We start from the raw sequence: 25,968 nt of genomic DNA, 5'->3' as shown, positions 1-25,968 counted from the left end.
ATGTCGGGCTTCTCCCGCGACGAACGCCGCACCCTCTTCGCCATTTCCGGCGCGCATTTCGTCAGCCACCTGCACATCCTGGCCCTGCCGCCGCTGTTCCCGCTGCTGCGGGACGCGATGGGGGTGAGCTTCCTCGAACTCGGCATCGCGCTGACGGTGTTCAACATCGTCTCCTTCTTCACCCAGGCGCCCATGGGCTTCCTGGTGGACCGCTGGGGGCCGCACCGCGTGCTGGTGACGGGGATGATGCTGGGGGGCTTCGCCCTGGCGCTCGCTGGCATCTTCCAGGAATATTCCTGGCTGCTGGCGGCCTCGGCGCTGCTGGGGTTGGCCAACAGCGTCTATCACCCGGCCGACTACGCCATCCTGGGCCGCGACGTGGCCGAGGACCATGTGGGCCGCGCCTTTTCCATCCACACCTTCGCGGGCTATCTCGGCGGCGCGGTCGCGCCCGCCTTCATGCTGGGCACGGCCTGGGTCTTCGGGCTGGGCGGCGCGCTGGTCGCGGCGGGGCTGCTGGGGCCGCTGCTGGCCCTGCCACTGATCCGCCCGGCGCTGTCCGAACGGCCGGCCCCCCCACGCCCAAAGGCGGCGCCCGGCGCGCCCAGCGTGTTCAGCGCGGCGGTGCTGACGCTGACGGTGTTCTTCGTGCTGATCAGCCTTTCGGCGGGCGGCGTGCAGAGCTTCGCGGTCTCAGCCTGGGGGGCCTTCAGCGGGTTGTCGCTGGCCTCGGCCAACATCGCGCTCACAGCCTGGCTGGCACTGAGCGCAGTGGGCGTGCTGGCCGGGGGCTTCATCGCCGACCGCACGCGCCGCCACGGGCTGGTGGCGGCGGCGGGCTTCGGCGCGGCGGCGGTGCTGATCCTGGTCGCCGGGCTGGTGCCCATGGGCGTGGTGCCGCTGACGGTGGTGATGGCGGCCTCGGGCTTCCTGACGGGCCTCATCATGCCCTCGCGCGACATGCTTGTGCGGGCGGCGGCGCCGCCGGGCCAGGCGGGGGCGGTGTTCGGCATCGTGACCACCGGCTTCAACATCGGTGGCATCGCGGGGCCGCTGATGTTCGGCGCGCTGCTGGACAACGGCCAGCCCCAGGCGATCTTCGTCGCGGCGGCCGGGTTCATGGGCATCGCGGTGGCGATGGCGCTGTGGCAGGAGCAGAAGCGTGGCCGGCGGGTCTTGGCGGCGGCGGAGTAGGCCTCAGGCGGAGGCGTGCGCCTGGAGGTCTTCCAGGGCGCAGTAGCGCAGCGCCGCCACATTGGTCGCCGCCAGCACCACGCGCGGCGCCACCCCGGCCTGACGCGCCTGTTCCCAGCGCATGGCGCAAAGGCACCATTGGTCACCGGGTTTCAGGCACGGGAAGTGGTATTCCGGGCGCGGCGTGGACAGGTCATTGCCCACGCCGCGGGAGAATTCCAGGAACTCCGCCGTCATCACGGCGCAGACGGTGTGGCTGCCATGGTCGTGCTCGTCCGTCTTGCAGCAGCCATCGCGATACCATCCGGTCAGCGGGTCCATGCTGCACGGGACCAATGTCCCGCCCAGCACGTTGCGGGCCTGCGGCCCGCGTCCGAACCCGCTGCCATCCGGCATGGCGTCAGGCCGCGGCCTTGATGGCGGCGGCCTTAACATCCTCGCTGACGGCGCCGGCGAAGGTCTCGAAGTTCTTTTCGAACCGCGCCACCAGCTCCGCCGCCGTGCGGTCATAGGCCGCCTTGTCGGCCCAGCTCTCGCGCGGGTTCAGCACCTCGGCCGGAATGCCGGGGACGCTCTTCGGGATCATCAGGCCGAAGAAGGGGTCCTGCACGAACTCCACCTTGGCCAGCGAACCGTCCAGCGCGGCGCGCAGCAGGGCGCGGGTGTGCTGGATGCTCATGCGCTTGCCCACGCCATAGGCGCCGCCCGTCCAGCCGGTGTTCACCAGCCAGCAATCGGCGCCGTCGCGCTGGATGCGCTCCTCCAGCATCCGGCCATAGACCTCGGGGTTGCGCGGCAGGAAGGGCGCGCCGAAGCAGGTGGAGAAGGTGGCCTGCGGCTCCTTGCCCAGCCCCTTCTCGGTGCCGGCCACGCGGGCCGTGTAGCCCGAGAGGAAGTGGTACATCGCCTGGGCCGGCGTCAGCTTGGAGATGGGCGGCAGCACGCCGAAGGCATCGGCGGTCAGCATCACCACATTCTTCGGCAGGCCCGCCTGGCCGCCCGGCGCCAGGCCCGGGATGTAGTTGATCGGGTAGCAGGACCGCGTGTTCTCGGTGAAGCGGTTGTCGTCGAGGTCGAGGTTGCCGCGCTCATCGGCCACCACGTTCTCCAGCACCGTGCCGAAGCGGTGCGAGGCGTCCCAGATCTGCGGCTCCGCGTCGCGCGAGAGCTTGATGACCTTGGCGTAGCAGCCGCCCTCGAAGTTGAAGACGCCCTTGTCGGACCAGCCATGCTCGTCATCGCCGATGAGCGCGCGCTCGGGGTCGGAGGAGAGCGTGGTCTTGCCCGTGCCGGAAAGGCCGAAGAACAGCGCCACATCGCCATGCCGGCCCACATTGGCCGAGCAATGCATGGGCAGCACGCCGCGCGCCGGCAGCAGCCAGTTCATCACGGTGAAGATGCTCTTCTTGATCTCGCCGGCATAGCTCGTGCCCGCGATCAGGATCGTCTTCTGCGCGAAGGACAGCGCGATGCAGGTGCCGGTGCGGCAGCCATCCACCGCCGGGTCGGCCTCGTATTCCGGGGCGTGCAGGATGGTGAAGTCGGGCTCGAATTCCGGCAGGTCGCGGCGCAGCGGGCGGATGAACATGTTGCGCGCGAACAGCGCGTGCCAGGCATTGGTCGTGACCAGCCGCACACGGATGCGGTGCGCGGGGTCCGCACCCGCATAGAGGTCCTGGGTGAACAGCACCGGGCGCTCACCCAGCCAGCCGCGCACCTTGGCGGAAAGCCCCTGGAACTTCTCCGGGGCCATCTTCTGGTTGATCTTGCCCCACCAGATCTCGTTCGTGACCTCGGGGTCGTCCACCACGAACTTGTCCTGCACCGAACGGCCGGTGTGCTGGCCCGTCAGCGCCATGAAGGCGCCATCCGCCGAGAGCCGGCCCTCGCCCCGCACCAGCGCATGCTGCACCAGGCCCGGCGCGGTGAGGTTGGCATGGACGGGATGGCCCGTCGCGACACCGGTTCCGGACAGCGGATGATCACTCATGAAATAAGCCTCCTTCGGGGGCGCACAGCAGACCGGTCACGCCTCCTGCAGGAAGCCATGCGATCACGATATGGGCGGGAGATAGGGCCGAGCCGGGAAAAGCGTCAATCCTGAAAAGCCGTTCATTTCCAGGGCTTGCCCAAATCATTGTGTGGGCGTCATTGGTGCGATGCAGCACGGGCCGCGCGCGCGGCAAGTACCAGTTCCCGCCGAACCGAGTCCGCATTTGTGGCACCCATTTGAAATTCCAGGCGAAGCACTCGCTCGCCCTCCACGAGGTCACAACCCTCGGTATCCACGGCCGCCAGCTTCCACACGCCGGGCCCGCCGCCGGGCAGATGCAGGGCGATGGCCGCGATGGCGTCGGCATGGTCCTCGTTCACATGCGCGATGATGTCGGGCTCGGCCGCCAGCAGCGCCGCCACATGGGCCGGGTCGGGCCGAAGGGCGGCTTCGCGCAGCCGGTGGGCGCGGGCGAAACCCTCGACCATGAGCGCCCCCTGCGGCGCGATCCGCCACAGGCCGAAATCCGCGAAATCGGCGTAGAGGGCGGCATAGGGGTGCCGCGCCAGCCAGCGCGCCTTCAACGCCGGGTCCTCCACCCGTTCCGCCAGACCCGTCAGCGTCACGCGCGGGGCGGTCTGCGGGTTGGGGCCCTCGCCCGGCCCGGTGAAGAGCAGGGCGCAGCGGGGCTCGCGCTCCAGGTGGCGGGTGTGCTCCGACAGGCGGGAGAGCCAGAGCAGGGGCGAGAGGTCCGGCGCTGAGGCCGGGGTGACGAGGCTCGCGAAGGGCTGGCCGTCGAGCTGGGTGGCGAGGGTCGCGGCCCGCGCGGCACGGATCAGGCGGCGCGCGGCGAGGCCATGGTCTTCGGTCATCGGCGTGCCGATCCTCAGTGCGGGCGCGGCGGCGGAAAGGCCGCGTCGAGGAGGTGCAGGTGGGTGCCGGCCTGGATGGCTTCGGCGGTGTCGCTGTAAGCGGCCTCCAGCGAGGCCATCGGCAGGCTGGCGACCACGCTGCCCGAATCGAGTCGGCTTTGCAGGGTGGCGGCCGCCTCCGCGAGGCGCGCGGCGCCGAAATTGCCCGCCAGGCCCTTCAGCGAATGCGCCTCCCGCGCCAGGGCGGCGCCGTCATCGCGGTCACGCTGCGCGCGCAGGCGCGCCAGGGCGTCATGCAGGCTGCGCAGGAATTCCTGATACATCTGGTCCACCGCATCCCGCGGCAGCCCCTCGAACATGCCGGCCAGCTGCGCGCGGTCCAGCACGGGGGCGCCATCGGCGGCCGGCGCGGCCTCGGTCGTGGCCTCGCCGGCCGGGGCCGCGGCGATGGCCTGGCGGATGGCCGCCCAGTCCAGCGGCTTGGTCAGGAAGCCGGTGAAGCCTGCCATGGCATATTCCGGACTGGTCCGCGCGAAGACATCGGCCGTCAGCGCGTGCACCGGCACCCGCCCCGCCTCGCCCGGCAGTGCCCGGATGGCCGCGGTGGCGGCGATGCCGTCCATGCCCGGCATGTGCAGGTCCATCAGCACCAGGTCGAAGCGAGGCCCCTCGGCCACGCGGGCCACCGCCTCCTCGCCCGTCGCGGCCAGCACCACCTGGTGCCCGTCCCGCTCCAGGATGGCGGAGACGACCTTGCGGTTCAGTGCCACGTCATCCACCACCAGCACCCGCGCGGGGGTGGGGCGCGGCGCGACGCGGGGCGGCGCGGGCAGGCGCAGCGGCAGGGAGAAGCGGAACAGCGCGCCCCCGCCTGGCGCATCTTCGCAGGCCACCTCGCCGCGCATGGCATGGGCCAGCTGGCGGCAGATGACGAGACCAAGCCCCGTGCCGCCGGCGCGGCGCGAGGTGACCTCCTCCAGCGGTGTATAGGGTTGAAACAATTCCGCCCGGCGTTCGGGCGGGATGCCGGGCCCGGTGTCCAGCACATTCAGCACCAGCAACGGTGCGCCATCGGGCCCCGCCTCCGTGCCCATCCGCACCGTGATCCCACCCTCCTGGGTGAACTTCACGCCATTGCTGAGCAGGTGGCCCAGCACCTGGCGCAGCCGCTGCGCGTCGCCCAGCACCTGCGCGGGCAGGTCCGGCGCCACCTCGACATGCAGGAACAGCCCCTGACGGGCGGCCAGGGCGGCGAATTGCTCCGCCACCTCGCGCAGCAGCGCCGCGGGGTCGAAGGGCGCGTCGCGCAATTCGAAATGGCCGGATTCGATCAAGGAATAATCCAGAATGTCGTCCAGCACGCGCATCAGCGCCTCGGCCGAGCCGCGCAGCGCCTGCAGCCGGTCCCGCGCCTCGGTCCCGTCCCCGCCATCCTCCATCAGGTCCAGCATGCCGAGCACGCCGGTCATGGGCGTTCGCAGTTCATGCGACATCATGGCCAGGAAACGGGCCTTGGTGCGGGCGGCGGCCTCGGCGTCGCGGCGGGCGCGCTCCGCCCGGTCCCGCGCGGCCGAGAGCGCCGCGCTGCGCTCCGACAGCTGGGCCGTCGCCGCGCGCAGGTCCTGCTCCGCCCGCTTGCGCTCCGTGATCTCGACCGTGACGGAGAGGACGCCCGGGCGCGGGTCGTGCAGGCCGCGCAGCGGGACCTTGCTGACCAGCATGGTGCGCGGCCCGCGATGGGGCGAGGTGAAGGCCTGCTCGCTCTCGGTCTCGGTGGCCCGGCCCTCGATCAGGGCCTCCTCGTCGCGGCGGAGTTCCTCCGCCAGGCGTGCGAAGGTCTTGGGGGAAAGGCAGGTCCCCTCCAGATCCTCGAAGCGGCGGCCCAACACCTCGGCCCGCCGCAAGGACAGGCTGGCCTCCCAGCAGCGGTTCACGAAGCGGTAGCGACGTTCGGAATCCTTGATGGAGACGGCGGCGGGGAGTTGGTCCATCACCGCCTGGAGAAGCTGGATGTCCAGGTCCACCCGCCGCCCCGTCGTGGGCAACCAGGTGGCCAGGGCCAAGCGGCCTTCCCGGCCGGGCTGGATGGTCAGCAGCAGCAGCCTGTCCTGGGCGCGCGCGAGCACAAGCTGGATCGGGCCCTGTGCCTCGATCGCGGCCTGCAAAGCCGCCAGGTCCAGACTGAACCCCGCCTGCGCGGCCGCTTCCCGCAGCGCGTCCACCAGAGCCGTGGCGGCGCCCTCGCCGGGCGCGAGCTCCATCTCCAGCAAAAGATCGGCGGCGGTCGGGTGGGCGTCCGGCCCTGAATTCATTTCTGCTTATACCCCAGCGCCAGGCGCGGACTGGCGGAAACATGGTGAACCGGACGCAAGGGCGAAGGAAACCCCTCATCATCCTGGCAAATATCTATTTGCATGACGCGTAATCTGGTGTTGCACATTTTCGAGAAGACGCATCCCTGGGGCGTGCGCGTCGCGGCGCCTCTGGCGTTCCTGGGCCCAAGGCTGTAGGAGGCGCAGATCATGACGACGATCCTGCTTATCCTGTTCCTGCTGGTCACCCTGGCGCTGATCGGGGTCATCCTCGTGCAGCGCAGCGAAGGGGGTGGCCTGGGCATTGGCGGCTCCAGCGGGGGCGGCATGGGCTCGATCATGGGCGGCCGCGGCACGGCGAATCTGCTGACGCGCACCACGGCCATCCTGGGCACCCTGTTCTTCGTGCTGGCGCTGACGCTGGCCCTGCTGGACCGTGGCACGGCGCTGAACCGCTCCATCCTGGACGCCCCCGCGATCGCGCCCACAGCCCCGGCGCTGCCCACCGTTCCCACCAACTGAGCAACGCCGCGCGAACATAGGTGCCCGGCGCAACCGGGGGGCTGTAACACCGGCGCGGTTGCGGTTATCAGGACCCCCCATGGCGCGGTTCGTATTCATCACCGGCGGCGTGGTCTCCTCGCTTGGCAAGGGCATCGCGGCGGCTTCCCTCGGGGCCCTGTTGCAGTCACGCGGCTATCGCGTGCGGCTGCGCAAGCTCGACCCCTATCTCAACGTGGATCCGGGGACGATGTCCCCTTACCAGCATGGCGAGGTCTTCGTGACCGATGACGGGGCGGAAACCGACCTCGACCTCGGGCATTACGAACGCTTCACCGGCGTCCACGCCAACAAGGCGGACAACTGGACCACCGGCCGCCTCTATTCCGAGGTGATCGCGAAGGAGCGCCGCGGCGACTACCTGGGTGCCACCGTCCAGGTCATTCCCCACATCACCGACGCCATCAAGGCGGCCGTCCTGGCCGATACCGACAATTACGACTTCGTGCTGGTCGAGGTGGGCGGCACGGTGGGCGACATCGAGAGCCTGCCCTTCCTGGAAGCCATCCGGCAGCTGGCCAATGAGCTGGGCCCGACGCGCAGCCTCTTCATCCACCTGACGCTGGTGCCCTACATCCCCTCGGCCGGCGAGCTGAAGACCAAGCCCACCCAGCATTCCGTGAAGGAACTGCTCGGCCTCGGCATCCAGCCGCACATTCTGCTGTGCCGCTGCGACCGCAAGATTCCCGAGAACGAACGCCGCAAGATCGCGCTGTTCTGCAATGTGCGGCCCGAGAGCGTCATCCCGGCCTATGACGCCGCCAGCATCTATTCCGTGCCGCTGAGCTATCACGCCGAGGGGCTGGACCGCGAAGTGCTGCGCCACTTCAACCTGTCCATCTATGGCGAACCGGACCTCACCGGCTGGCAGCGCATCACCGAACGCATCACCGCGCCCGAGGGCGAGGTCACCATCGCGGTGGTGGGCAAGTACACGGGGCTGCTCGACGCCTACAAGTCGCTGAACGAGGCGCTGGCCCATGGCGGCATCGCGCACAACATGCGCGTGAAGCTCGATTGGGTGGACAGCGAGATCTTCGAGCGCGAGGAAGACCGCGTGGTGGGCCGCCTGGAGGGCGTCCATGGCATCCTGGTCCCCGGCGGCTTCGGCGAACGCGGCACCGGCGGCAAGATCGCGGCCGTGCGCTTCGCCCGCGAACGGAAGATCCCCTTCCTCGGCATCTGCTTCGGCATGCAGATGGCGGTCATCGAGGCGGCGCGGAACCTGCTGGACATGCAGGGCGCCTCCTCCACCGAATTCGGACCCTGCGCCGAGCCGGTGGTGGGCCTGCTGACCGAATGGGTGCGCGGCAACCAGCGCGAGGTGCGCGAAGCCGGCGGCGACCTGGGCGGCACCATGCGGGTGGGCGCCTTCCCCGCCGTGCTGGCGCAGGATTCCCTGGTCGCGCGCGTCTATGGCGAGGCGCGCATCGAGGAACGCCACCGCCACCGCTACGAGGTGAATGTCGGCTATCGCGAGCGGCTGGAGGCGGCGGGGCTGCGCTTCTCCGGCATGTCGCCCGACGGGGTGCTGCCCGAGATCGTGGAATACCCGGACCACCCGTGGTTCATCGGGGTGCAGTTCCACCCGGAACTGAAGTCCAAGCCCTTCGCGCCCCACCCGCTGTTCGCGGGCTTCGTGGGCGCGGCGGTGGCGCAGGCGCGGCTGGTCTGAGGCGGCGTCAGAGCATGCTGCGTTCACATGCGTTCACGTCGCCTGCTCCAACCTTTGTTGAGAGCGGGATTCAGCGTTTTCGGTGATTCCACCTCAACGCATCCCGCTCTAGGCAGCGGCGCGCCCGCCTGCCAGCGCGTCCAGCGTGGCGCGCAGGGTGGCGTCCAGCGCCACCCCGACCTGCCGGGCGGCCATCACGTCGCCCGCCAGCCCGGCGGCCTCCAGCCGGGCCGCCAGGGCGGAAAGGCGCCACGCGCCGAGCGTGGCCGCCGAGGATTTCAGCGCGTGGAACTCCCGCGCCACCGCCGCCAGGTCGCCCACCGCCAGCGCCGCGCCGCCCCGCGCCACCCGGTTTTCGGAATCCTCGCGGAACAGGCGCGCGATCTCGGCCGAGGCGGCGGCGCCGACCACCTCCTCCAGCGCCGCGAGCGCGGAGACATCGAGCACGGGCTCATCGGCCGCCATGGGTTCAGCCCACGCGGGCCAGGGGGGGGGCCACGATGCCCGCCCGGGCGTCCAGCCATTCCTGGAAAGCCTCGGCCGTCATGGGCCTGCCGATGCCATAGCCCTGCGCCACGTCGCAGCCCATCTCGCGCAGCATGTCCATCGCGCCCTCGGTCTCCACGCCCTCGGCCACGGTGGTGAGGCCCAGCGTGTGCGCCAGGCCGATGATGGCCTTCACGATCACCCGCGCGTCACGATCGGTCTCCATGGTGCCGACGAAGGCGCGGTCCACCTTCAGCTCCGAGAAGGGCATCCGGTGCAGCTCCACCAGCGAGGAGAAGCCCGTGCCGAAATCATCCAGCGAAAGGTTCACCTTGCGGATGCGCAGCCGCGTCAGCATGGCGGCGACGGCGGCCGTATCGGCCATGGCGGCCGTCTCGGTGATTTCGAGGGTGAGGCTGGAGGGGTCCGCACCGGTGCGGGCCAGGATGTCCCACACCCGGTCCGCGAATTCCGGATCGTCCAGGGAGCGCGCGGAGACGTTCACCGCCACCGAAAGCCCAGGGTGCCGCTGGCGCCAGCTGGCCAGGTCGGTCATGGCGCGCTCGATCATCTGGTAGGTCAGCGGCGTGATGCTGGGGCCGGCCTCGACCAGGGGCAGGAAATGGCTGGGGGCGAGCAGCCCGCGCGAGGGGTGCTGCCAGCGCACCAGCGCCTCGCACCCCACCGGCGCGCCATCGCTCAGCCGCACCTTGGGCTGGTAGCGGGGCACGAGCTGGTGGCTGGCCAGCGCATCCTGCACGTCGGATTCGCGAATCGGCAGGACCATGGCGGCCGCGGCGGTCAGCCGCGCGCGCAGATCATGCAGTTGGAAGGGCTTGGCCAGTGGTTCCAGCATCTGCAGCCCAAGCGATCGGCCGATGCGGACCGCGGAGCCCACCAGCCGGTCCTCCAGGCCACTCAGCACGATGATGGCGCAACGGCTGTTGAGCTTGGCCAATGCCTCCAGCACGCAGATGCCGTCCTGCTCACCGATGGCGAGGTCGAGCAGGACGAGTTCCGGCGGGTCGCTGGCGGCGGCGGCCAGGAAGGGCGCCGGGGCGTCGAAGCCCAGCGCCTCGAAGCCCGCCGCCTCGGCGACGCGGCGGGCGATCTCGCGGATCGTGGGGTCGTCATCCACGATGTGCAGTCTGGAGAGGCTCATGCGCGTCCCTTCAAGGAGGACGAGCATGGCCCCTCAGCCTTAGCGGAGCGTTAAGGCCCCGCCTCCCTCACACGGCGGCGAGGGATTCCCGCCGCAGCGTCACCGCCAGTTCATCCAGCGCGGCGCCGAAGCGGGTCACCATGTCGGTGATCTCGGCCTCGGTGATGACCAGCGGCGGCGAGAAGGCGATGCTGTCATTGGGCAGGCTGCGCAAGATCAGCCCGTGGCTTTCCGCGATCTTCACCAGGCGCGGCGCGATCTTCAGCGCGGGGTCGAAATTGGCGTGCGTCGCCTTGTCCGCCACCAGTTCCACCGCGCCGATCAGCCCCATGCCGCGCACCTCGCCCACCAGCGGGTGGCCGGCCAGCGCCCGCAGCCCGTCCTGCATGGTGGGCGCCACGCGCTTCACATGGCCCACGATGTCGATCTCGTCGTAGATCTTCAGCGTCTCGACCGCGACGGCGGCGGCCACCGGGTGGCCCGAATAGGTGAAGCCATGGCCGAAGGTGCCCAGGCCCGCGCTGCCATCGGCCAGCCCCTCGAAGACCCGCTCATTCACCATGACGGCCGAGATGGGCAGGTAGCTGGAGGACAGCGCCTTGGCGCAGGTCAGGATGTCCGGCCGCATGCCGAGGCTCTGGCTGCCCCAGTATTCCCCGGTGCGGCCGAAGCCGCAGATGACCTCGTCCGCCACCAGCAGCACGTCGTGCTTCTTCAGCACCGCCTGGATTTTTTCGAAGTAGGTGGCGGGCGGGATGATGACGCCGCCGGCACCCATGACAGGCTCGGCGAAGAAGGCCGCGACCGTCTCGGGGCCTTCGGCCACGATCATCGCATCCAGCTCCTCGGCGAGGCGGGTCGCGAAGGCCTCCTCCGATTCGCCGGGACGGGCGTTGTGGTAGTGGTGCGGTGTGCCGGTGTGCAGAATCCCCGCGATCGGCAGGTCGAAGAATTTATGGTTGTAGGGCAGGCCGGTCAGCGAGGCCGAGGCGATGGTCACGCCATGATAGCCCTTGAGGCGGCTGATGATCTTCTTCTTCTGCGGCCGGCCCACGGCGTTGTTGTAGTACCAGATCATCTTGATGGCGCTGTCATTCGCCTCGGAACCCGAATTGGCGAAGAACACCTTGCTCATCGGCACCGGGGCGCGTTCCAGCAGCATCTCGGCCAGGTCCACCTGGGGTTCGTGCGTGCGGCCGGTGAAGCCATGGTAGAAGGGAAGCTGGCGCATCTGCTTCGTCGCCGCCTGCACCAGGCGTTCATTATGGAAGCCCAGCGCCGCGCACCACAGCCCCGCCACCGTCTCGATGTAGCTCTTCCCCTGGTCGTCGAAGACGCGCACGCCCTCGCCGCGGGTGATGACCAGCGGGCCGTTCTTCTGGTGCGCGCGGGCATCGGTGTAGGGGTGCAGCACGCTGGCGACGTCACGGATGGCGGTGGAATTGCGCGGGGGAGTCATGGGATGGGTTCCTGCCTTGGCCTCAGTCGGCCACAGTGTAGGCTCACAGATGGCAGCGCGTCACGGCATCGCTTGACGCTCTTCACCACGACCCGCCCCATCAGCCGGAGCCCTGCCCGCGATGACCGAGATCAAGCCGCACGCCGCCCATTGGGGCTTCTTCGACGCCGTGACCGAGAATGGGCGGCTGGTCGGCGTGCGCCCCTTCGCGCAGGACCCGGTGCCGGCCACGCTCATCGAAAGCATGCCGGAGACGGTCCATAGCGCCGCCCGGGTGGACCGCCCCTATGTCCGCAAGGGCTGGCTGGAGGGGCGCCGGCGGGGCGCGCTGCGCGGCGGCGATGCCTTCGTGCCCGTCTCCTGGGACCGCGTGACGCGGCTGCTGGCCGAGGAAACCGCCCGCGTCCGCGCCGAGCATGGCGATGCCGCGATCTATGGCGGCTCCTATGGCTGGTCCTCCGCCGGGCGCTTCCACCACGCCAAGAGCCAGCTGCAGCGCTTCCTGGGCATGGGCGGCGGCTACACCTACAGCGTCAACGCCTATTCCTACGCCACCGCCCAGGCCCTGGTGCCGCACATCATGGGCACCAACGAGGTGGTGCTGGGCCGCATGACCGACTGGGCCGCCATCGCCCGGCACGCCAAGCTGATGCTGTGCTTCGGCGGGCTGGCGGCGAAGAACGGGTATGTCACCTCGGGCGGCGCGGCCATGACCTATGGGCCGAACATGCGGCGCGCGGCGGCGGCGGGCGTGCGGATGGTGAACATCTCGCCCTATCGCGGCGACACCGAGGATGCGCTGAACGCCGAATGGGTGCCCATCCGTCCTGGCACCGATGCCGCGCTGATGCTGGCCATGCTGCAGCACATCGTGGCGCTGGGGCGCGAGGATCGCGGCTTCCTCGCCACCCATTGCGTCGGCTGGGACAAGCTGCGCGCCACGCTGGATGACCGCACGCCCGAATGGGCCGAGGGCATCACCGGCGTGCTCGCCGCCACCATCCGTGACCTCGCTGAGCGCTGCGTGGACAACCCGACCATGCTGACCGCCGCCTGGTCCCTGCAACGCGCCGATTATGGCGAGCAGCCCTACTGGGCGCTGGTGGCGCTGGCCGCGGCACTCGGCAACATCGGCAAGCCGGGGCAGGGCGTGGCCTTCGGCTATGGTTCCTCGGGCGGCATCGGCAATCCGCGGCGGGAGATGCCCTCGCTCAGCCTGCCGGCCACGCGCAACCCCGTGTCGCACTTCATCCCGGTGGGGCGCATCACCGAATTGCTGGAACGGCCGGGCGGCACCCTGGCCTATAACGGCCGCGACCTGCCGCTGCCCGATATCCGCATGGTGTGGTGGGCGGGCGGCAACCCCTTCCACCATCACCAGGACCTCAACCGCCTGCAACGCGCCTGGTCCCACCCCGAGACCATCGTGGTCAGCGAACCCTGGTGGACCGCCGTGGCCCGCCACGCCGACATCGTGCTGCCCGCCACCACCACGCTGGAACGCAACGACATCGGGCACTCGTCGCGCGACCGCTTCCTGCGCGCCATGCACCAGGCCATCCCACCCCAGGGCCAGGCGCGGAACGACCACGACATGCTGGCCGACATCGCCGATGCCGCGGGCTTCCGCGACCGCTTCACCGAACAGCGCGACGAGGGCGCCTGGCTGCGCTTCCTCTACGACAAGTGGCGCACCGCCTGCGGCCGGGTGGGCTTCGACGCGCCCGATTTCGACGCCTTCTGGGCGGCGGGCCATGTCGAACTGCCCGCGCAGACGCCCGGCGAGGAGTACACCCAGTTCGCCGAGTTCCGCGCCGACCCGGAAGAGCACCCCCTCGACACGCCCTCCGGCAAGGTGGAGCTGTTCAGCGAGACCATCGCAAGCTTCGCCCTGCCCGACTGCCCCGGCCTGCCGACCTGGATCACGCCCCGCGAATGGCTGGGGGGTGCCGCGCAGGACGAACTGCACCTTCTCAGCTACCAGCCCCCCACGCGGCTGCACTCCCAGCTCGACCCCGGGCCGATCGCCGCGCGCGACAAGATCCAGGGGCGCGAGCCCATCCTGATGCACCCCGAGGATGCCGCCGCGCGCGGCCTCACCGACGGCCAGGTGCTGCGCGTCTTCAACGCACGCGGCGCCTGCCTGGCGGGGCTGCGGCTGGATGACCGGCTGCTGCGCGGCGTGGTGCTGCTGGCCACCGGCGCCTGGTTCGACCCGCTGGAACCCGGCGTGCCCGGCAGCCTCTGCGTCCATGGCAACCCCAATGTGCTCACGGCCGATGTGGCGACCTCCAGCCTCACCCAGGGCCTGTCGGCGCAATCCTGCCTGGTGCGGGTGGAGCCATGGACGGGTGAATTGCCGCCGGTGCGCGCCCATATCCCCCCCGTCATCGAGGAAGCCACCGCTTGATCCTTCGCCGCACCCTGCTCGCCACGCCGGCCCTGCTGCCGGCCGCCGCCCTGGCCCAAGGCCTGTCCCCCTCGGCCCTGCCCCCCTCGGCCCTGCCCCCGGTGGCGCAGGATGACAGCACGGCCCCCGGCTGGCGCCGCGCCACGCTGATCCGCTGGGGCGACCGCGTCACCTTCGACGCGCCGCCCTTCGACCCGGCGCGGCTGGATGCCGAGGGCGCCGGCACGCAGTTCGGCTGGGATGCGCGCATCGCGGCCCTGGTCGTGCCCCCCCCGGCCGCCGATGGCGTGCGCCGCGCCGTGCTGGCCGTGGCCCACCCGACGGTGAACCCCGCCGTGGCCTTCCCCGGCGGGGTGGACCAGCCCGAGGTCGCGTCCCGCATGCAGGGCGCCAGCCTGTTGAACCTGGAACAGCAGGGCGGGCGCTGGATCATCGTGGATGGCGGCTTCCAGGCGCGGCGGCTGACCGCGGCCAACCTCTGCTCCACCAGCGGGCCGGGCGCCGAGATTCTGGGCGGCGCGGTGCGCGGCCTGCTCGCCCCCACGGGCGGCGCCGCGACCCCCTGGGGCACCCTGCTGCTGACCGAGGGCGACCCCTCCCCCTGGGCCGGCCGCCTGCCCGATTTCGGCAGGGGCGAGGCCTATGGCTGGGTGGTGGAGCTGGACGCGCTGGACCCGCAATCCATCCCGGTGAAGCAGACGGCGCTGGGCCGCTTCCCCAAGGCCGATGCCGCCGCCGCCGCCAGCCGCGACGGCCGCGCCGTGGTCTTCCTGGCCGAGCAGGGGGCGGGCGGTTACCTGTTCCGCTTCGTCTCGGAAGGGCCGGCGGCGCCGGGGGCCTTGGCGCTCGGTACGCTCTCGGCCGCGCGGATGCAGGGCGGGCGGCTGACCTGGCTGGCCCTGCCGCAAGCCGCCTATGCCAACCCGCCGGAAGCCGCGCGCCAGGCCGGCGCCACCGCCATGGACCGCCCGCAGGGGCTGGACTGGGACGCCCGTGGCAACCGCCTGCTGGCCTGTGGCGATTTCGGCGCGCTTTCCCTGACGCCGGATGGCGGTGACCCGGCCGCCGATTCCATGGCCGTGGGGCGCCTGGGCGGCCAGGGCATGGGTCGGCTGGGCAGCGTCAGCGCCGACCCGCGCGGCCGCGTGCTGCTGGGCGGGCTGGGCGAGGGCGTGGTGGGTGCCAATGCCCAGCCGCTCTGGCTGACCGAGGGCGGGCGGGCCAATGCCATCTACGGCGCGCCCCGCGCGGCCGATGTGGGCGGCGCGGTGGCCAGCCCCGATGGCGGCACCATCTTCGCCGCCGTCCGCCGCCCAGGCGCCGAGCAGGGGTCGAGCTTCAACCGCCCCGCGACACGCTGGCCGGAATTCGCGGCCGGGCAGCCGCCGCGTTCGGCCATCATCGCGCTCACGCGGGGATGATCCTGCCCGGGCCGCGCGTGCTGGCCACCATCACTCCCTCCGGCAACACGGTGGTGGAGGCGGTGACCCAGGCCATGCTGCGCGCGCAGCCCGACGTGCTGCCCATTTTTTCCCGGATTGCCGTGCATGGCGCGGTGGACCGCTTTCCGGATCGCTACGACCTGGACGGGATGCTGGGCGCGGCGGAACTGCTGTCGCACGCGAAACCCGACGTCATCGTGTGGAATGGCAGCAAGGGCGGGATCATCGGCCTCGACCATGACCGGGACCTCGTGGCGCGCATCACGGCCGCCACGGGCGTGCCGGCCACCACCTCGGCGCTGGTGCTGGAGGCGCGGCTCAAGGCGCGAGGGCCGACGCGGCTCGGCCTGATTACGCCCTATGCCGATGCCTATCAGGCGCGCCTGCTGGACGCCTTCGCCGGGCGCGGCTGGGTCGTCTCGGCGGAAAGCCATCTGGGGCTGACCGACAACCTCTCCTACGCCGCCATGCCGCTGGAGCGGCTGCGCGCGCAATGCGAGGCGGTGGCCCCGCATTGCGATGTGCTGCTGGGCTGGTGCACGAACTGCCCCGTGGCCGCGCTGGGGCCGGAGGTGGCCGGGCGGCCCTTGTGGGACGCCACGGCGCTGGGCGTGGAAGGCGGGCTTGCGCTTATTCCGCCGCCATCCGCTGCTGGCTGAGCACGGCCCAGACCTTCTCCGGCGTCACCGGCATGTCGATATGCGCGACACCCAGCGCATCGCACACCGCGCTGACCACCGCGGGCGGCGCGCCGCAGGAGCCGCCCTCGCCCGCGCCCTTCACACCGAGGTCGTTCGACGGGCAGGGCACCACGTTCAGGTCCACCTCCAGGTCCGGCAGATCGGCGGCGCGCGGCAGGCAGTAGTCCTGGAAGGTGGCGGTCAGGAACTGGCCGCTCTCGGCGTCATAGCGCGCATGTTCATAAAGCGCCTGGCCGATGCCCGAGACGATGCCGCCATGGCATTGCCCATGCACCAGCAGCGGGTTCAGCGGCACGCCCACATCATCCACGGCGGCGTAGCGCACCACGGCGACCTCGCCCGTGTCGGTGTCCACCTCCACCTCGGCCACGTGGCAGCCATTGGGGAAGTTGCACTCGGTGTTGCGCTTGTAGAGCAGTTCCTCGTCCAGCCCCGGCGTCTCGCCCGGGATTTCGGCCTGGGCGATGTCGGCCCAGGTGATGGTCCGGTCGGTGCCGGCGATGCGGAAGACCTCGCCCTCATGCTCGATGTCGGCTTCGGCCGCTTCCAGGATCAGCGCGGCGAGGCGCTTGGCCTTGGCCAGCACGAGTTCCGAGGCGCGCGCCACCGCGACACCGCCCATCTGCGAGGAGCGTGAGCCACCCGTGCCGCCACCCGCCGGCACCACGTCGGAATCGCCCTGGATCAGCCGCACCTTGTCGAAGGGGATGCCGAGGCGCGCGTGCAGCACCTGCGCGAAGGCCGTCTCATGCCCCTGGCCATGGCTGAAGGTGCCGACATGCACCAGCGCCTCGCCCTGTTCGTTGATGCGGACCCGCGCCCATTCCGCCGGCTGCCCGCCCGAGGCCTCGATGAAGAAGCCCAGGCCCCGGCCGCGCAGCTTGCCGCGCGCGCGGCTTTCGGCCTGGCGGGCGGCGAAGCCGTCCCAGTCCATCAGCGCCAGCGCCTGCTGCTGGGTTTCCTCGAAGCGGCCGCTGTCAATCTCGTTGCCGGCGCAGTTCACATAGGGAATCTGCCCGGGCTTCACGTAGTTGCGGGCGCGGATCTCCTCGCGGCTGATGCCGAAGGCAGCCGCGCCCTGGTCGAGCAGGCGTTCGATCACATAGGCCGTCTCGGGCCGGCCCGCGCCGCGATAGGCGTCGGTGGGGGCGGTGTTCGTGAACACGCACTTCACCCGCGTGCTGACGGCCTGCATGTCATAGACCGTGCCCTGGATGCGCCCGCCCGCGACGGTCGGGATGCGCGGGCCGAAGTCGAACAGGTAGCCGCCCATCGCCGCGATGGTCTCGACCTTCATGCCGAGAATCTTGCCGTTCGCGTCGAAGGCCATCTCGGCGTGGGTCACGTGGTCGCGCCCGTGCGGGTCGCACATGAAGGTTTCCGTGCGGTCGGAGCGCCACTTCACCGGGCGGCCCAGGCGCTTCGAGGCCCAGAGCACCATGGCACTCTCGGGGAAGAGCTTGCCGCGCAGGCCAAAGCCGCCACCCACATCGGGGCTGATGACGCGCATCTTCTCCTTGGGGATCTTGAAGATGTGTTGCGCCAGCCCCTCACGCACGCGCACCACGCCCTGGGTGGGGCTGTGCAGCGTGTAGTGGTCCTTGGCCGCGTCGTATTCGCCCAGCGCCACGCGCGGCTCCATCGGGTTGCCCACCAGGCGGTTGTTCACCAGTTCGACGCTGACGGTCCGCGCGGCCTTCGCGAAGGCTTCCTCGGCCTGGGCCTCGCGCTTGTTGGACCAATACACGCAGACATTGGAGCCCAGCTGCTCCCAGATCACCGGCGCATCAGGCGCGGCGGCGGCGGCCGTGTCGGTGACTGAGGGCAGGATATCGTAGTCCACCTCGACCAGCTCGGCCGCGTCCTGCGCCTGGGCGCGCGTCTCGGCCACCACCAGCACCACCGGGTCGCCCACGAAGCGCACGAAGTCGGTCTGCAGCGTCTTGCGCGGCGGGCACCAGACGGGCTTGCCGTCCAGCCCCGGCACCTCGACCTGCACGGGAAACAGGCCCAAGCCATCGGCATCCGCGTCATGGCCCGTCAGCACCGCCAGAACGCCGGGCGCGGATTTCGCGGCCTGGGTGTCGATGGAGAGGATGCGCGCATTGGCGTGCGGGCTGCGGAGCACCACCGCCCAGGCCTGGCCCTCGCGGTTGATGTCGTCGGTGTAGGTGCCCGCCCCCGTCAGCAGCCGCACGTCTTCCTTGCGACGCACAGGCTGGCCGATGCCGAATTGGTCCATGAACATGTCTCCCCAAGGCTTCCCTGCAAACTAGGTGTGGGGGGTCGCCCTGGCAACGCAGGGCCGTTACGCTTCTTCGCGGAGGAGACAACATGCGCTTTGACCTGCCCGACACACCCCCGGGTGCGGAGGCCCTGCGCGCCGAGCTGCGCGCCTTCCTGGCCGAGGCGGGCCGCGCCTGGACGCCCGACATCCGCGCCCGTTCCTGGATGGGCTTCGACCGGGACTTCTCCCGCGAGGTGGGCGCCCGCAGCTGGATCGGGATGACCTGGCCCGCGGCCTATGGCGGGCATGAGCGTTCGGGCCTGGAGCGCGTGGTGGTGCTGGAAGAAATGCTGGCCGCCGGCGCCCCCGTGGGCGCGCACTGGATCGGCGACCGGCAATCCGGCCCGCTGATCCTGCGGCTGGGCACCGAGGAACAGCGCCGCCGCATCCTGCCCGGCATCGCGCGCGGCGAACTCGCCTTCTGCATCGGCCTCTCCGAGCCCGATGCGGGCAGCGACCTCGCCAACCTCCGCACCAAGGCCGAGCGCGTGCCGGGCGGCTGGAAATTGAACGGCCGCAAGATCTGGACGACCTTCGCGCATAAGTCCGACTACATGATCGCGCTGGTGCGGACCTCGCCGGCGCCGGAGGGCGGGTCGCGCCATGCCGGGCTGTCGCAATTCCTGGTGGACTTGAAGCTGTCGGGCATCTCCATCCGCCCCATCCGCGACCTGGCGGGCGCGGACAGTTTCAACGAGGTCACCTTCGACGACGTGATGCTGGGCGAGGATGACCTGGTCGGCGCGGAGGGCGCGGGCTGGGCGCAGGCCACCAGCGAACTCGCCTTCGAGCGCAGCGGGCCGGACCGCTACCTCTCCTCTTTCCCGGCCCTCTCGCAAGGGCTGGATGCGCTGGCCGCGAACCCCGTGCCGGGGGCGGAGGTCAGCGTGGGCCGGATGGTCGCGCGGCTGTCGGCGCTGCGTGGCATGTCGCTCTCGGTGGGCGGGATGCTGGAACGCGGCGAGGACCCAGCGGTGGAGGCCGCGCTCGTGAAGGATGTGGGCAATGTCTTCGAACAGGTCCTGCCCGAGCATCTGCGCGGCCTGCTCGACCCCGAGGACAGCCCTGCCGAACTCCGCGCGCTGCTGGCGGCGCTGACGCAGCTGACGCCCACCTTCAGCCTGCGCGGCGGCACGCGGGAAATTCTGCGCGGGATCATCGCGCGCGATCTGGGATTGCGCTGACCATGAGTGAACTTCGCAGCATTCTCGTCGAGCAGGTGGAACGGCTGGTGGCCGATGCGGGCGGCGTCGCGCCGCTGCGCGAGGTCGAGGCGGGCCATTTCCCGCAATCCCTCTGGGATGGCTTGAGCGAACAGGGCCTCGCCCTGGCCCTGGTGCCGGAAGAGGCGGGCGGCGTCGGCCTTTCCTGGGGCGATGCGGCAGCACTCTGGCAGGTGCTGGGCAAGCATGGCGCGCCCGTGCCCATGGCCGAGACCATGCTGGGCGCTGCCCTGCTCTCGGCGGCGGGTGTGGAGGTGCCCGATGGCGTGCTCGCCTTGGGCGAGAAGGCCGCGCCCTTCGGCCGCCATGCCACGAATGCGGTGAAGCTGGACGGCGCGCGGCTGACGCTGCACCCCGTCGAGGGCGCCACCCCGGGCGCGAACATCGGACGTGAACCGCGCGATGACCTGACGCTGGGCCAGCGCAGCGCCGCCGGCATCCTGCCCAACAGCCATGGTCCGCGCGCGCTGCGGCAGGGCTTGGCGCTGATCCGCGCCGCGCAGATCGCGGGCGCCTTGGAACGCATCCTGGCGCTGGCCGTGGACTGGGCCAATACGCGGCGGCAATTCGGCCGGCCCATCGGCAAGTTCCAGGCGGTGCAGCAGCAATTGGCCGCCATGGCGGGTGAGGTCGCGGCCGTGCAAGTCGCCGTCAGCAATGCCGCCCGCGCGGTGGATGCGCGCGGGCTGGCGGAGGCGGGTTTCGAGATCGGCTGCGCCAAGGTCGTGGCGGGCGAGGCCGCGACCTTCGGTGCCGCCACCGCGCACCAGGTCTTCGCCGCCATCGGCATCACCGAGGACCATGAGCTGCACCATTTCACCCGCCGCCTCTGGGCCTGGCGCGAGGAGGGCGGCACCGACCGCGCCTGGGCCGCCGAGATCGGCAAACTTGCTCTTGCCCGCGGCGGTGCGAACCTCTGGCCCGACCTGACCGCGCGCGACGCCTGAAGGAACACCTGGCATGACGAACTTCCTCAAGATCGAGCAGGACGGCCCAGTCGTCACGCTCACGCTGAATGCACCTGACCGACGCAACGCCATCTCCTCCTTCGAGGATTGCGCGGAAGTCGAGGACGCGTGCCGCCGCATCGCGCGCGATGACAGTGTGCGCTGCGTGATCCTGACCGGCGCGGACCCCGCCTTCTGCTCGGGCGGTGACCTGAAGGGCATGCGGGACCGCAAGGGCATCATGGCCGCCGACAGCCCGGCCGTGATGCGCGAGAACTACCGGCGCGGCATCCAGCGCATTCCGCTGGCCCTGTGGGAGCTGGACCTGCCCACCATCGCCGCCGTGAATGGTGCCGCCATCGGCGCGGGGCTCGACCTCGCCTGCATGTGCGACATGCGCGTGGCGAGCGAGAAGGCCATCTTCGCGGAAAGCTTCGTGCGCGTGGGCATCGTGCCCGGCGATGGCGGCGCCTGGCTGCTGCCGCGCGCGGTGGGCATGGCGATGGCGGCGGAGATGTCCTTCACCGGCGACCCGCTGAACGCCGAGCAGGCGCTGGCCGCGCGCCTCGTCAGCCGCGTGGTGCCGCATGGCGAGTTGATGGGCGCCGCGCGGGAATTGGCCGCGCGCGTGGCGAAGAACCCGCCCCAGGTGCTGCGCATGACCAAGCGGCTGCTGCGCGAAGGGCAGCACATGTCGCTCGCCTCGCTCCTGGAAATGTCGGCAGCGTTCCAGGCCATCGCGCACGAGACGGCGGACCACAAGGAAGCGGTGAACGCGATGCTGGAAAAGCGGCCCGGCGTCTTCACCGGGCGATGAGCGACCCCGTCCCCGCCACTGTCGAAGCGGAGGCGACGGGCGAGATCGCGGAGATCTTCGCCGATATCCGCGCCACCTATCGCATCGGCGTGGTGAACCTGATCTGGCGGCACCTGGCGGTGTTCGACGGTGCGCTGCCCTGGGCCTGGGCGAGCCTGAAGCCGCTCTATGTCGGCGGGCATGTGGCGGCGGCGGCGGCTGTGCTGCGCGCCGACCGCCCGCTGCCGGAGGCGCCGCGCGTGCCGGCGGCGGCCTGGGCCTGCATCGGCCTCGACCCCGCCCCGGTGCGCGACGTGATCGCGGCCTATGACCGCAGCAACCCCATGGCGCTGGCGGCTCTCACCCTGCTGCGCGAAAGCACGGCACCGGGCTTCGTCGCCAGCGGCACGCCGCGCGCGCCGATCTTCCCTGACGAAGCACCCATCCCGTTGCCCGCCCTGCTGGCGCTGCACGAGATGCCGCCGCACGCGGCGGAGATGGTGCTGGCGCTGAACGCCATGGGCAGCACGGCGGAACAGCCCATCCTGGCCAGCATGTATCGCCACATGGCGCATTGGCCGGGCGCGCTGGCGCTGGCGCATGGTGTGCTGGCGCCGCTGCACGCGCGCGGCGAGTTGCAGGCGGCCATCGCCGCCACGCGCGAGCTGGCGCGGAAGGAAGCGGGCCGCATGGCGACCCTGCTGCCGCGCCTGCCACCACCGCCCGATTTGCCGCGCGTGAACGCGGTGCTGGATGCCTTCATCCAGGACGCCATCGGTCGGATGGTGGTGAATGGCGGCGTGCTGGGCGCCGCCTTCCGCATCTGATCGCCGTCGCCGCAACCGGCGACGGCGTGAATCAGCCGCGCCCCTCGAACGGCATCTTCGTCGCCTTGATGGTCATGAACAGCACGTTCGCGTCCAGGGTCAGGCTGTCCATGTAGACGATGGCGTTGGCCACGTTCTGCACGTCCATGGTCGGTTCCACCACCATCTCGCCATTGGGCTGCTTCACGCCCTTGGTCATGCGCTGAGTCATGTTCGTCGCCGCGTTGCCGATGTCCACCTGGCCCGCACAGATGTTGTATTTCCGCCCGTCCAGCGCCAGCGACTTCGTCAGCCCCGTGATGGCGTGCTTGGTGGCCGTGTAGGCGATGCTGTCCGGCCGCGGCGCATGCGCGCTGATCGAGCCGTTGTTGATGATGCGGCCGCCCTGCGGCGACTGCTCCTTCATCATGCGGAAGGCCTGCTGCGCGCAGTAGAAGCTGCCATTGAGGTTGACGTTCACCACCTCCTGCCACTTCTCCACGGGAAGGTCCTCCAGCAGGAAGCCCTGCACGCCCATGCCGGCGTTGTTGAACAGCAGGTCACAGCGGCCCCATTCCGCCTTCAGCTTCGTGAAGACCGCGGCCACGCTGTCCGGGTCGGCCACATTGGTGGGCACGGGCATGGCATTGCCGGCATTGGAACCGGCCATCTGCGCCGTCTCCTCCAGGTCGGCCTGGCGGCGCGCCACCAGCGCCACGCGATAGCCCGCCTTCAATAAAGCCAGCGCGGAGGCCCGCCCGATTCCCGTGCTGGCACCCGTCACCACCGCCACCTTGCTCATGCCGTCTCGCTCCCCTGGCTCATTGCGGCGCAAGATTGCGCCGGGGGCGCGCGGGCCGCAATCTGGTGCCGTGCCGGGCGGCGGATTCACCGCTCCGGTGTTCCACCTCCGCGGATCCGACGTCACATGGACCTGACCTTCACCTGCGCCCCCGCGAACGCCCGCACCAACGCCCCGCGCCGCCGCGCGCCCGTGGGCGCCTGCGACAGCCACTTCCACATCTTCGGCCCCTATGACCGCTTCCCGCTGAGCGAGGCGCGCCCTTACACGCCGCCGCCCGCGCTGGTGCCGCACTACCTGGACATGGCGAACACGCTGGGGCTGACGCGGCGCGTCATCGTGCAGGCCAGCGTCTATGGTACCGACAATGCCGTGACGCTGGATGCGGTGGAACAACTTGGCCGGGCCGACAGCCGCGCCATCGTGGTGGTGGAGGATGACGCGCCCTTGCAGGCCATGGCCGATGCCGGGGCGGTGGGCGTGCGCTTCAACGCCGTCAGCGGCAATGGCGCGCCGCTGGAACAACTTGAAGCCCTGGCCCGCCGCATCGCGCCCTTGGGCTGGCACATCCAGCTCTTCCTCAAGGGCGAGGCGCTGGTGGAATTGGCCCCCCGCCTCGCTGGGCTGCCCGTGCCCGTGGTGCTGGACCACATGGCCGGCGCCCGCGCCGCCGATGGTGCCCAAAGCCCCGCCATGGACGCCGCCTGCCGGCTGCTCGACACGGGCCGCGCCTGGGTGAAGCTCTGCGGCTACCGCGCCAGCCGCCCGCCCTATGACGATCTGGCACCGCTGGCGCGCCGCTTCCTCACCGCGGCGCCCGAACGCTGCGTCTGGGGCACCGACTGGCCGCACACGCAATTCGCCACGCCGGAGCAGATGCTCGATGACGGCCTGCTGCTCGACTGGCTGGACGACTGGCTGCCCGACGAGGCCACGCGCCAGCGCGTCCTCGTGGACAACCCCGCGAAGCTCTACGCCTTTCCGGCGTAGCTCTTGTCCATGCCCGCCGCGGGGTCCGATTGCGGGCCATAGGGCATGATGGGATAGCGCAGCCCCGCCTTGGCCAGTCCCATCAGCCCCTCGATCCCGCGCGCGAGATCGGCGGGGGGGCAGGCCATCAGCATCTCGTCATCGGCCACGCCGCCATAGCGCCGCTCGGCATAGCAGGGGATGGAGAGGCACACCGTCCGGTCGCGCAGGGCCCGGCCCCAGCTGTCCGCGCAAGCGCTCTCCCCGGTGATCGAGAAGTCATAGCGGCGGTAGTTGCGCCATTGCAGCCCGTTGATGAACAGGATCATCTGCGCGGGGTTGGCGTAGAACAGGCAGACATCCGGCGGGTTCAGCCTTCCCGACCGCAGGGGCGAGACCACCAGCGCGTGGTATTCGGGCGGCACCCGCGGCATCTGCGCCTGGTGCGCGGCCGAGGCCTCCAGGTTCTCGAACCACACGCCCTCCATCTTGCGGCCGGACAGATAGAGGTCGGAGGGCTGGTTCAGCCCGATCACCCCGCCGCAATTGGAGAATTCCGGCACGTTGTCGTGGGTGATGGCGAGCGTGAAGCCCGCGATGCGCGCCTGCGTGACAAGCTGGCAGGTGGAAAAGCGCTTGCCCGTCGGCGGGCGGCGCAGCCCCTGGACGGAATCCAGCTCGGCCGCGTCGCGCATCAGCTTCATGCCGAAGGGCAGGGTGCGGAGTTTCAACAGCTCCGACAGCTGTGAGGCGAGCTGGACCAGCTCCGGCCCCGTCGGCGCGGGTTTCTCGGTGATGCCATCGGGCATGGCGGTTTCCTCCTGATTTCTTGCCGGACCCGTGCAGCGTGGCACGAATGCGCCGCCCCCCGGAAGCCGGCGGGTGACAGCGGCGCGCGCGCGTGGTGGTGTAGGGCGGACCCATGGACCAGCACGCCCCCCTCACCGCCTATGACCTGACCCGACCCGCCACGGCCCTCTGCCCGCTGGTCTTCACCTCGCCGCATTCGGGGCGGGACTACACTCTGGAATTCCTGGACGCCGCGCGGCTGGACGCGCAATCCCTCCGCCGCAGCGAGGACGCCTTCGTGGACGACCTCTTCGCGGCCGCCCCACGCCTCGGCGCCCCCCTGCTGGCCGCCCGCTTCCCCCGGGCCTGGTGCGACGCGAACCGCGAGCCCTGGGAACTGGACCCAGGCATGTTCGACGCCCCCCTGCCGCCCTGGGTGAACAGCGGCAGCCCGCGCGTGGGGGCGGGGCTCGGCACCATCGCCCGCGTGGTGGCCTCCGGCGAGGCCATCTACCGCCGCCGCCTCTCCTTCCGCGAGGCGGAAAGCCGGGTGCGGAATTGCTGGGAACCCTTCCACGCCGCCCTGGGCGACCTGATCGCCGAGACGCGGGTGCAGTTCGGCGCCTGCCTGCTGGTGGATTGCCATTCCATGCCGAGCCACCCCGCGCCCGGCGCCGACCAGCCCGACATCATCCTGGGCGACGCGCATGGCACCGCCTGCGCGCCCCGCGCGACGCGCCTCATCGAGGCCGCGCTGCAGCGCCAGGGCTACCGCGTGCGCCGCAACGACCCCTATGCCGGGGGCTACATCACGCGCCATTACGGCCGCCCGCGCGAGCGGGTGCACGCCATCCAGATCGAGATCGCCCGCAGCCTCTACATGGACGAGGCGCGGATCGAGCGCCACGCCGGCTTCGACCGGCTGCGCGCCAACCTGGCCGCCATCCTGGCCGGCCTGGCCCAGGAGGACTGGTCCTTCCTGTAGGCGGGATGCGTCGAGGTGAAATCACCGAAGGCGCTGAATCCCGCCCTCAACAATGGCCGGAGCGGGCGGCGTTCGCGCCGCGCGCTCCAGGAAGAGG

Annotated in this window: 22 protein-coding genes; 12 read left to right on the top strand and 10 right to left on the bottom strand. The window is 70.7% G+C overall.

All coding sequences use genetic code 11. The features are described from left to right. Nucleotides 1-1,194 (top strand): MFS transporter, encoded by a 1,194-nt coding sequence (locus GGQ83_RS03580; protein ID WP_184382213.1) that lies wholly within the window; start codon nucleotides 1-3, stop codon nucleotides 1,192-1,194. A 3-nt stretch (nucleotides 1,195-1,197) separates the two neighbouring features. On the opposite strand, the gene GGQ83_RS03575 is transcribed toward GGQ83_RS03580, so the two are convergent. The 4 genes from GGQ83_RS03575 to GGQ83_RS03560 all read right to left on the bottom strand — a co-directional run bounded on the left by GGQ83_RS03575 (nucleotide 1,198) and on the right by GGQ83_RS03560 (nucleotide 6,371). After that, the gene (locus tag GGQ83_RS03575) at nucleotides 1,198-1,590 is read right to left on the bottom strand and encodes a DUF2237 family protein (protein ID WP_184382212.1); all 393 of its coding nucleotides are present in this window, start codon (nucleotides 1,588-1,590) and stop codon (nucleotides 1,198-1,200) included. Between the two features lie 4 nt (nucleotides 1,591-1,594). Continuing rightward, entirely contained in the window at nucleotides 1,595-3,184 is a 1,590-nt protein-coding gene (locus GGQ83_RS03570) for a phosphoenolpyruvate carboxykinase (RefSeq protein WP_184382211.1), read from the bottom strand. A gap of 158 nt (nucleotides 3,185-3,342) precedes the next feature. Continuing rightward, the gene (locus tag GGQ83_RS03565) at nucleotides 3,343-4,059 is read right to left on the bottom strand and encodes a HugZ family pyridoxamine 5'-phosphate oxidase (RefSeq protein WP_184382210.1); all 717 of its coding nucleotides are present in this window, start codon (nucleotides 4,057-4,059) and stop codon (nucleotides 3,343-3,345) included. Nucleotides 4,060-4,073: 14 nt separating this feature from the next. Further along, nucleotides 4,074-6,371: a PAS domain-containing sensor histidine kinase gene (locus GGQ83_RS03560; RefSeq protein ID WP_184382209.1), complete on the bottom strand. Its 2,298-nt coding sequence runs from the start codon at nucleotides 6,369-6,371 to the stop codon at nucleotides 4,074-4,076. 210 nt (nucleotides 6,372-6,581) lie between these two features. Between GGQ83_RS03560 and secG the strand changes: the two genes are divergently transcribed. Further along, nucleotides 6,582-6,893 carry a preprotein translocase subunit SecG gene (gene secG, locus GGQ83_RS03555; protein ID WP_184382208.1) on the top strand — a complete coding sequence of 104 codons (312 nt, stop codon included), beginning with the start codon at nucleotides 6,582-6,584 and terminating at the stop codon, nucleotides 6,891-6,893. A 79-nt stretch (nucleotides 6,894-6,972) separates the two neighbouring features. Then, nucleotides 6,973-8,607, top strand: a complete 1,635-nt coding sequence (locus GGQ83_RS03550; protein ID WP_184382207.1) for a CTP synthase — start codon at nucleotides 6,973-6,975, stop codon at nucleotides 8,605-8,607. 108 nt (nucleotides 8,608-8,715) lie between these two features. Here GGQ83_RS03550 and GGQ83_RS03545 read toward each other — a convergent pair whose 3' ends face one another. The 3 genes from GGQ83_RS03545 to GGQ83_RS03535 form a co-directional block, all read right to left on the bottom strand. Further along, nucleotides 8,716-9,072, bottom strand: a complete 357-nt coding sequence (locus tag GGQ83_RS03545; RefSeq protein ID WP_184382206.1) for an Hpt domain-containing protein — start codon at nucleotides 9,070-9,072, stop codon at nucleotides 8,716-8,718. A gap of 4 nt (nucleotides 9,073-9,076) precedes the next feature. Beyond that, nucleotides 9,077-10,255, bottom strand: a complete 1,179-nt coding sequence (locus GGQ83_RS03540; RefSeq protein WP_184382205.1) for an EAL domain-containing response regulator — start codon at nucleotides 10,253-10,255, stop codon at nucleotides 9,077-9,079. Between the two features lie 67 nt (nucleotides 10,256-10,322). Continuing rightward, on the bottom strand, nucleotides 10,323-11,714 hold the full coding sequence (locus tag GGQ83_RS03535) for an aspartate aminotransferase family protein (RefSeq protein ID WP_184382204.1): 1,392 nt from the start codon (nucleotides 11,712-11,714) through the stop codon (nucleotides 10,323-10,325). 121 nt (nucleotides 11,715-11,835) lie between these two features. On the opposite strand from GGQ83_RS03535, the gene GGQ83_RS03530 reads away from it, so the two are divergent. Genes GGQ83_RS03530 through GGQ83_RS03520 form a run of 3 tightly spaced genes read left to right on the top strand, consistent with a single transcriptional unit; the run spans nucleotide 11,836 to nucleotide 16,225 of the window. Continuing rightward, a complete protein-coding gene (locus tag GGQ83_RS03530; RefSeq protein ID WP_184382203.1) occupies nucleotides 11,836-14,124 on the top strand; it encodes a molybdopterin-dependent oxidoreductase in 2,289 nt (762 codons plus the stop codon). Continuing rightward, nucleotides 14,121-15,545 (top strand): PhoX family protein, encoded by a 1,425-nt coding sequence (locus GGQ83_RS03525; protein WP_184382202.1) that lies wholly within the window; start codon nucleotides 14,121-14,123, stop codon nucleotides 15,543-15,545. The genes GGQ83_RS03530 and GGQ83_RS03525 overlap by 4 nt, the downstream gene beginning before the upstream one ends. Beyond that, complete coding sequence (locus GGQ83_RS03520) at nucleotides 15,542-16,225, top strand: aspartate racemase/maleate isomerase family protein (RefSeq protein ID WP_184382201.1); 684 nt, start codon at nucleotides 15,542-15,544, stop codon at nucleotides 16,223-16,225. Before GGQ83_RS03525 ends, GGQ83_RS03520 begins: the two co-directional genes overlap by 4 nt. Here the strand turns inward: GGQ83_RS03520 and GGQ83_RS03515 are convergent. Continuing rightward, the gene (locus GGQ83_RS03515; protein WP_184382200.1) at nucleotides 16,197-18,509 is read right to left on the bottom strand and encodes a xanthine dehydrogenase family protein molybdopterin-binding subunit; all 2,313 of its coding nucleotides are present in this window, start codon (nucleotides 18,507-18,509) and stop codon (nucleotides 16,197-16,199) included. The genes GGQ83_RS03520 and GGQ83_RS03515 overlap by 29 nt on opposite strands. Before the next feature lie 92 nt (nucleotides 18,510-18,601). On the opposite strand from GGQ83_RS03515, the gene GGQ83_RS03510 reads away from it, so the two are divergent. Genes GGQ83_RS03510 through GGQ83_RS03495 form a run of 4 tightly spaced genes read left to right on the top strand, consistent with a single transcriptional unit; the run spans nucleotide 18,602 to nucleotide 22,347 of the window. After that, entirely contained in the window at nucleotides 18,602-19,738 is a 1,137-nt protein-coding gene (locus GGQ83_RS03510; protein ID WP_184382199.1) for an acyl-CoA dehydrogenase family protein, read from the top strand. A 2-nt stretch (nucleotides 19,739-19,740) separates the two neighbouring features. Further along, entirely contained in the window at nucleotides 19,741-20,724 is a 984-nt protein-coding gene (locus GGQ83_RS03505; protein WP_184382198.1) for an acyl-CoA dehydrogenase, read from the top strand. 13 nt (nucleotides 20,725-20,737) lie between these two features. Further along, complete coding sequence (locus tag GGQ83_RS03500) at nucleotides 20,738-21,541, top strand: crotonase/enoyl-CoA hydratase family protein (RefSeq protein ID WP_184382197.1); 804 nt, start codon at nucleotides 20,738-20,740, stop codon at nucleotides 21,539-21,541. Next, nucleotides 21,538-22,347, top strand: coding sequence for a hypothetical protein (locus GGQ83_RS03495; RefSeq protein WP_184382196.1), 810 nt, complete (start codon nucleotides 21,538-21,540; stop codon nucleotides 22,345-22,347). The genes GGQ83_RS03500 and GGQ83_RS03495 overlap by 4 nt, the downstream gene beginning before the upstream one ends. 31 nt (nucleotides 22,348-22,378) lie before the next feature. Here the strand turns inward: GGQ83_RS03495 and GGQ83_RS03490 are convergent, their stop codons facing one another. After that, a complete protein-coding gene (locus tag GGQ83_RS03490) occupies nucleotides 22,379-23,128 on the bottom strand; it encodes an SDR family oxidoreductase (RefSeq protein WP_184382195.1) in 750 nt (249 codons plus the stop codon). A gap of 126 nt (nucleotides 23,129-23,254) precedes the next feature. Here GGQ83_RS03490 and GGQ83_RS03485 point away from each other — a divergent pair, with 126 nt between their 5' ends. Next, a complete protein-coding gene (locus GGQ83_RS03485) occupies nucleotides 23,255-24,118 on the top strand; it encodes an amidohydrolase family protein (RefSeq protein ID WP_184382194.1) in 864 nt (287 codons plus the stop codon). Here the strand turns inward: GGQ83_RS03485 and GGQ83_RS03480 are convergent. After that, nucleotides 24,100-24,906: a DUF169 domain-containing protein gene (locus GGQ83_RS03480; protein WP_184382193.1), complete on the bottom strand. Its 807-nt coding sequence runs from the start codon at nucleotides 24,904-24,906 to the stop codon at nucleotides 24,100-24,102. The two genes, GGQ83_RS03485 and GGQ83_RS03480, sit on opposite strands and share 19 nt — an antisense overlap. 113 nt (nucleotides 24,907-25,019) lie before the next feature. On the opposite strand from GGQ83_RS03480, the gene GGQ83_RS03475 reads away from it, so the two are divergent. Next, nucleotides 25,020-25,871 (top strand): N-formylglutamate amidohydrolase, encoded by an 852-nt coding sequence (locus tag GGQ83_RS03475; RefSeq protein WP_184382192.1) that lies wholly within the window; start codon nucleotides 25,020-25,022, stop codon nucleotides 25,869-25,871. The last annotated feature ends 97 nt before the right edge of the window (nucleotides 25,872-25,968 follow it).

The organism is Roseococcus suduntuyensis (assembly GCF_014196305.1).
Taxonomy (GTDB): domain Bacteria; phylum Pseudomonadota; class Alphaproteobacteria; order Acetobacterales; family Acetobacteraceae; genus Roseococcus; species Roseococcus suduntuyensis.
Note: the sequence above shows the minus strand (reverse complement) of the source record. Positions and strands in the feature narration are given on the sequence as shown.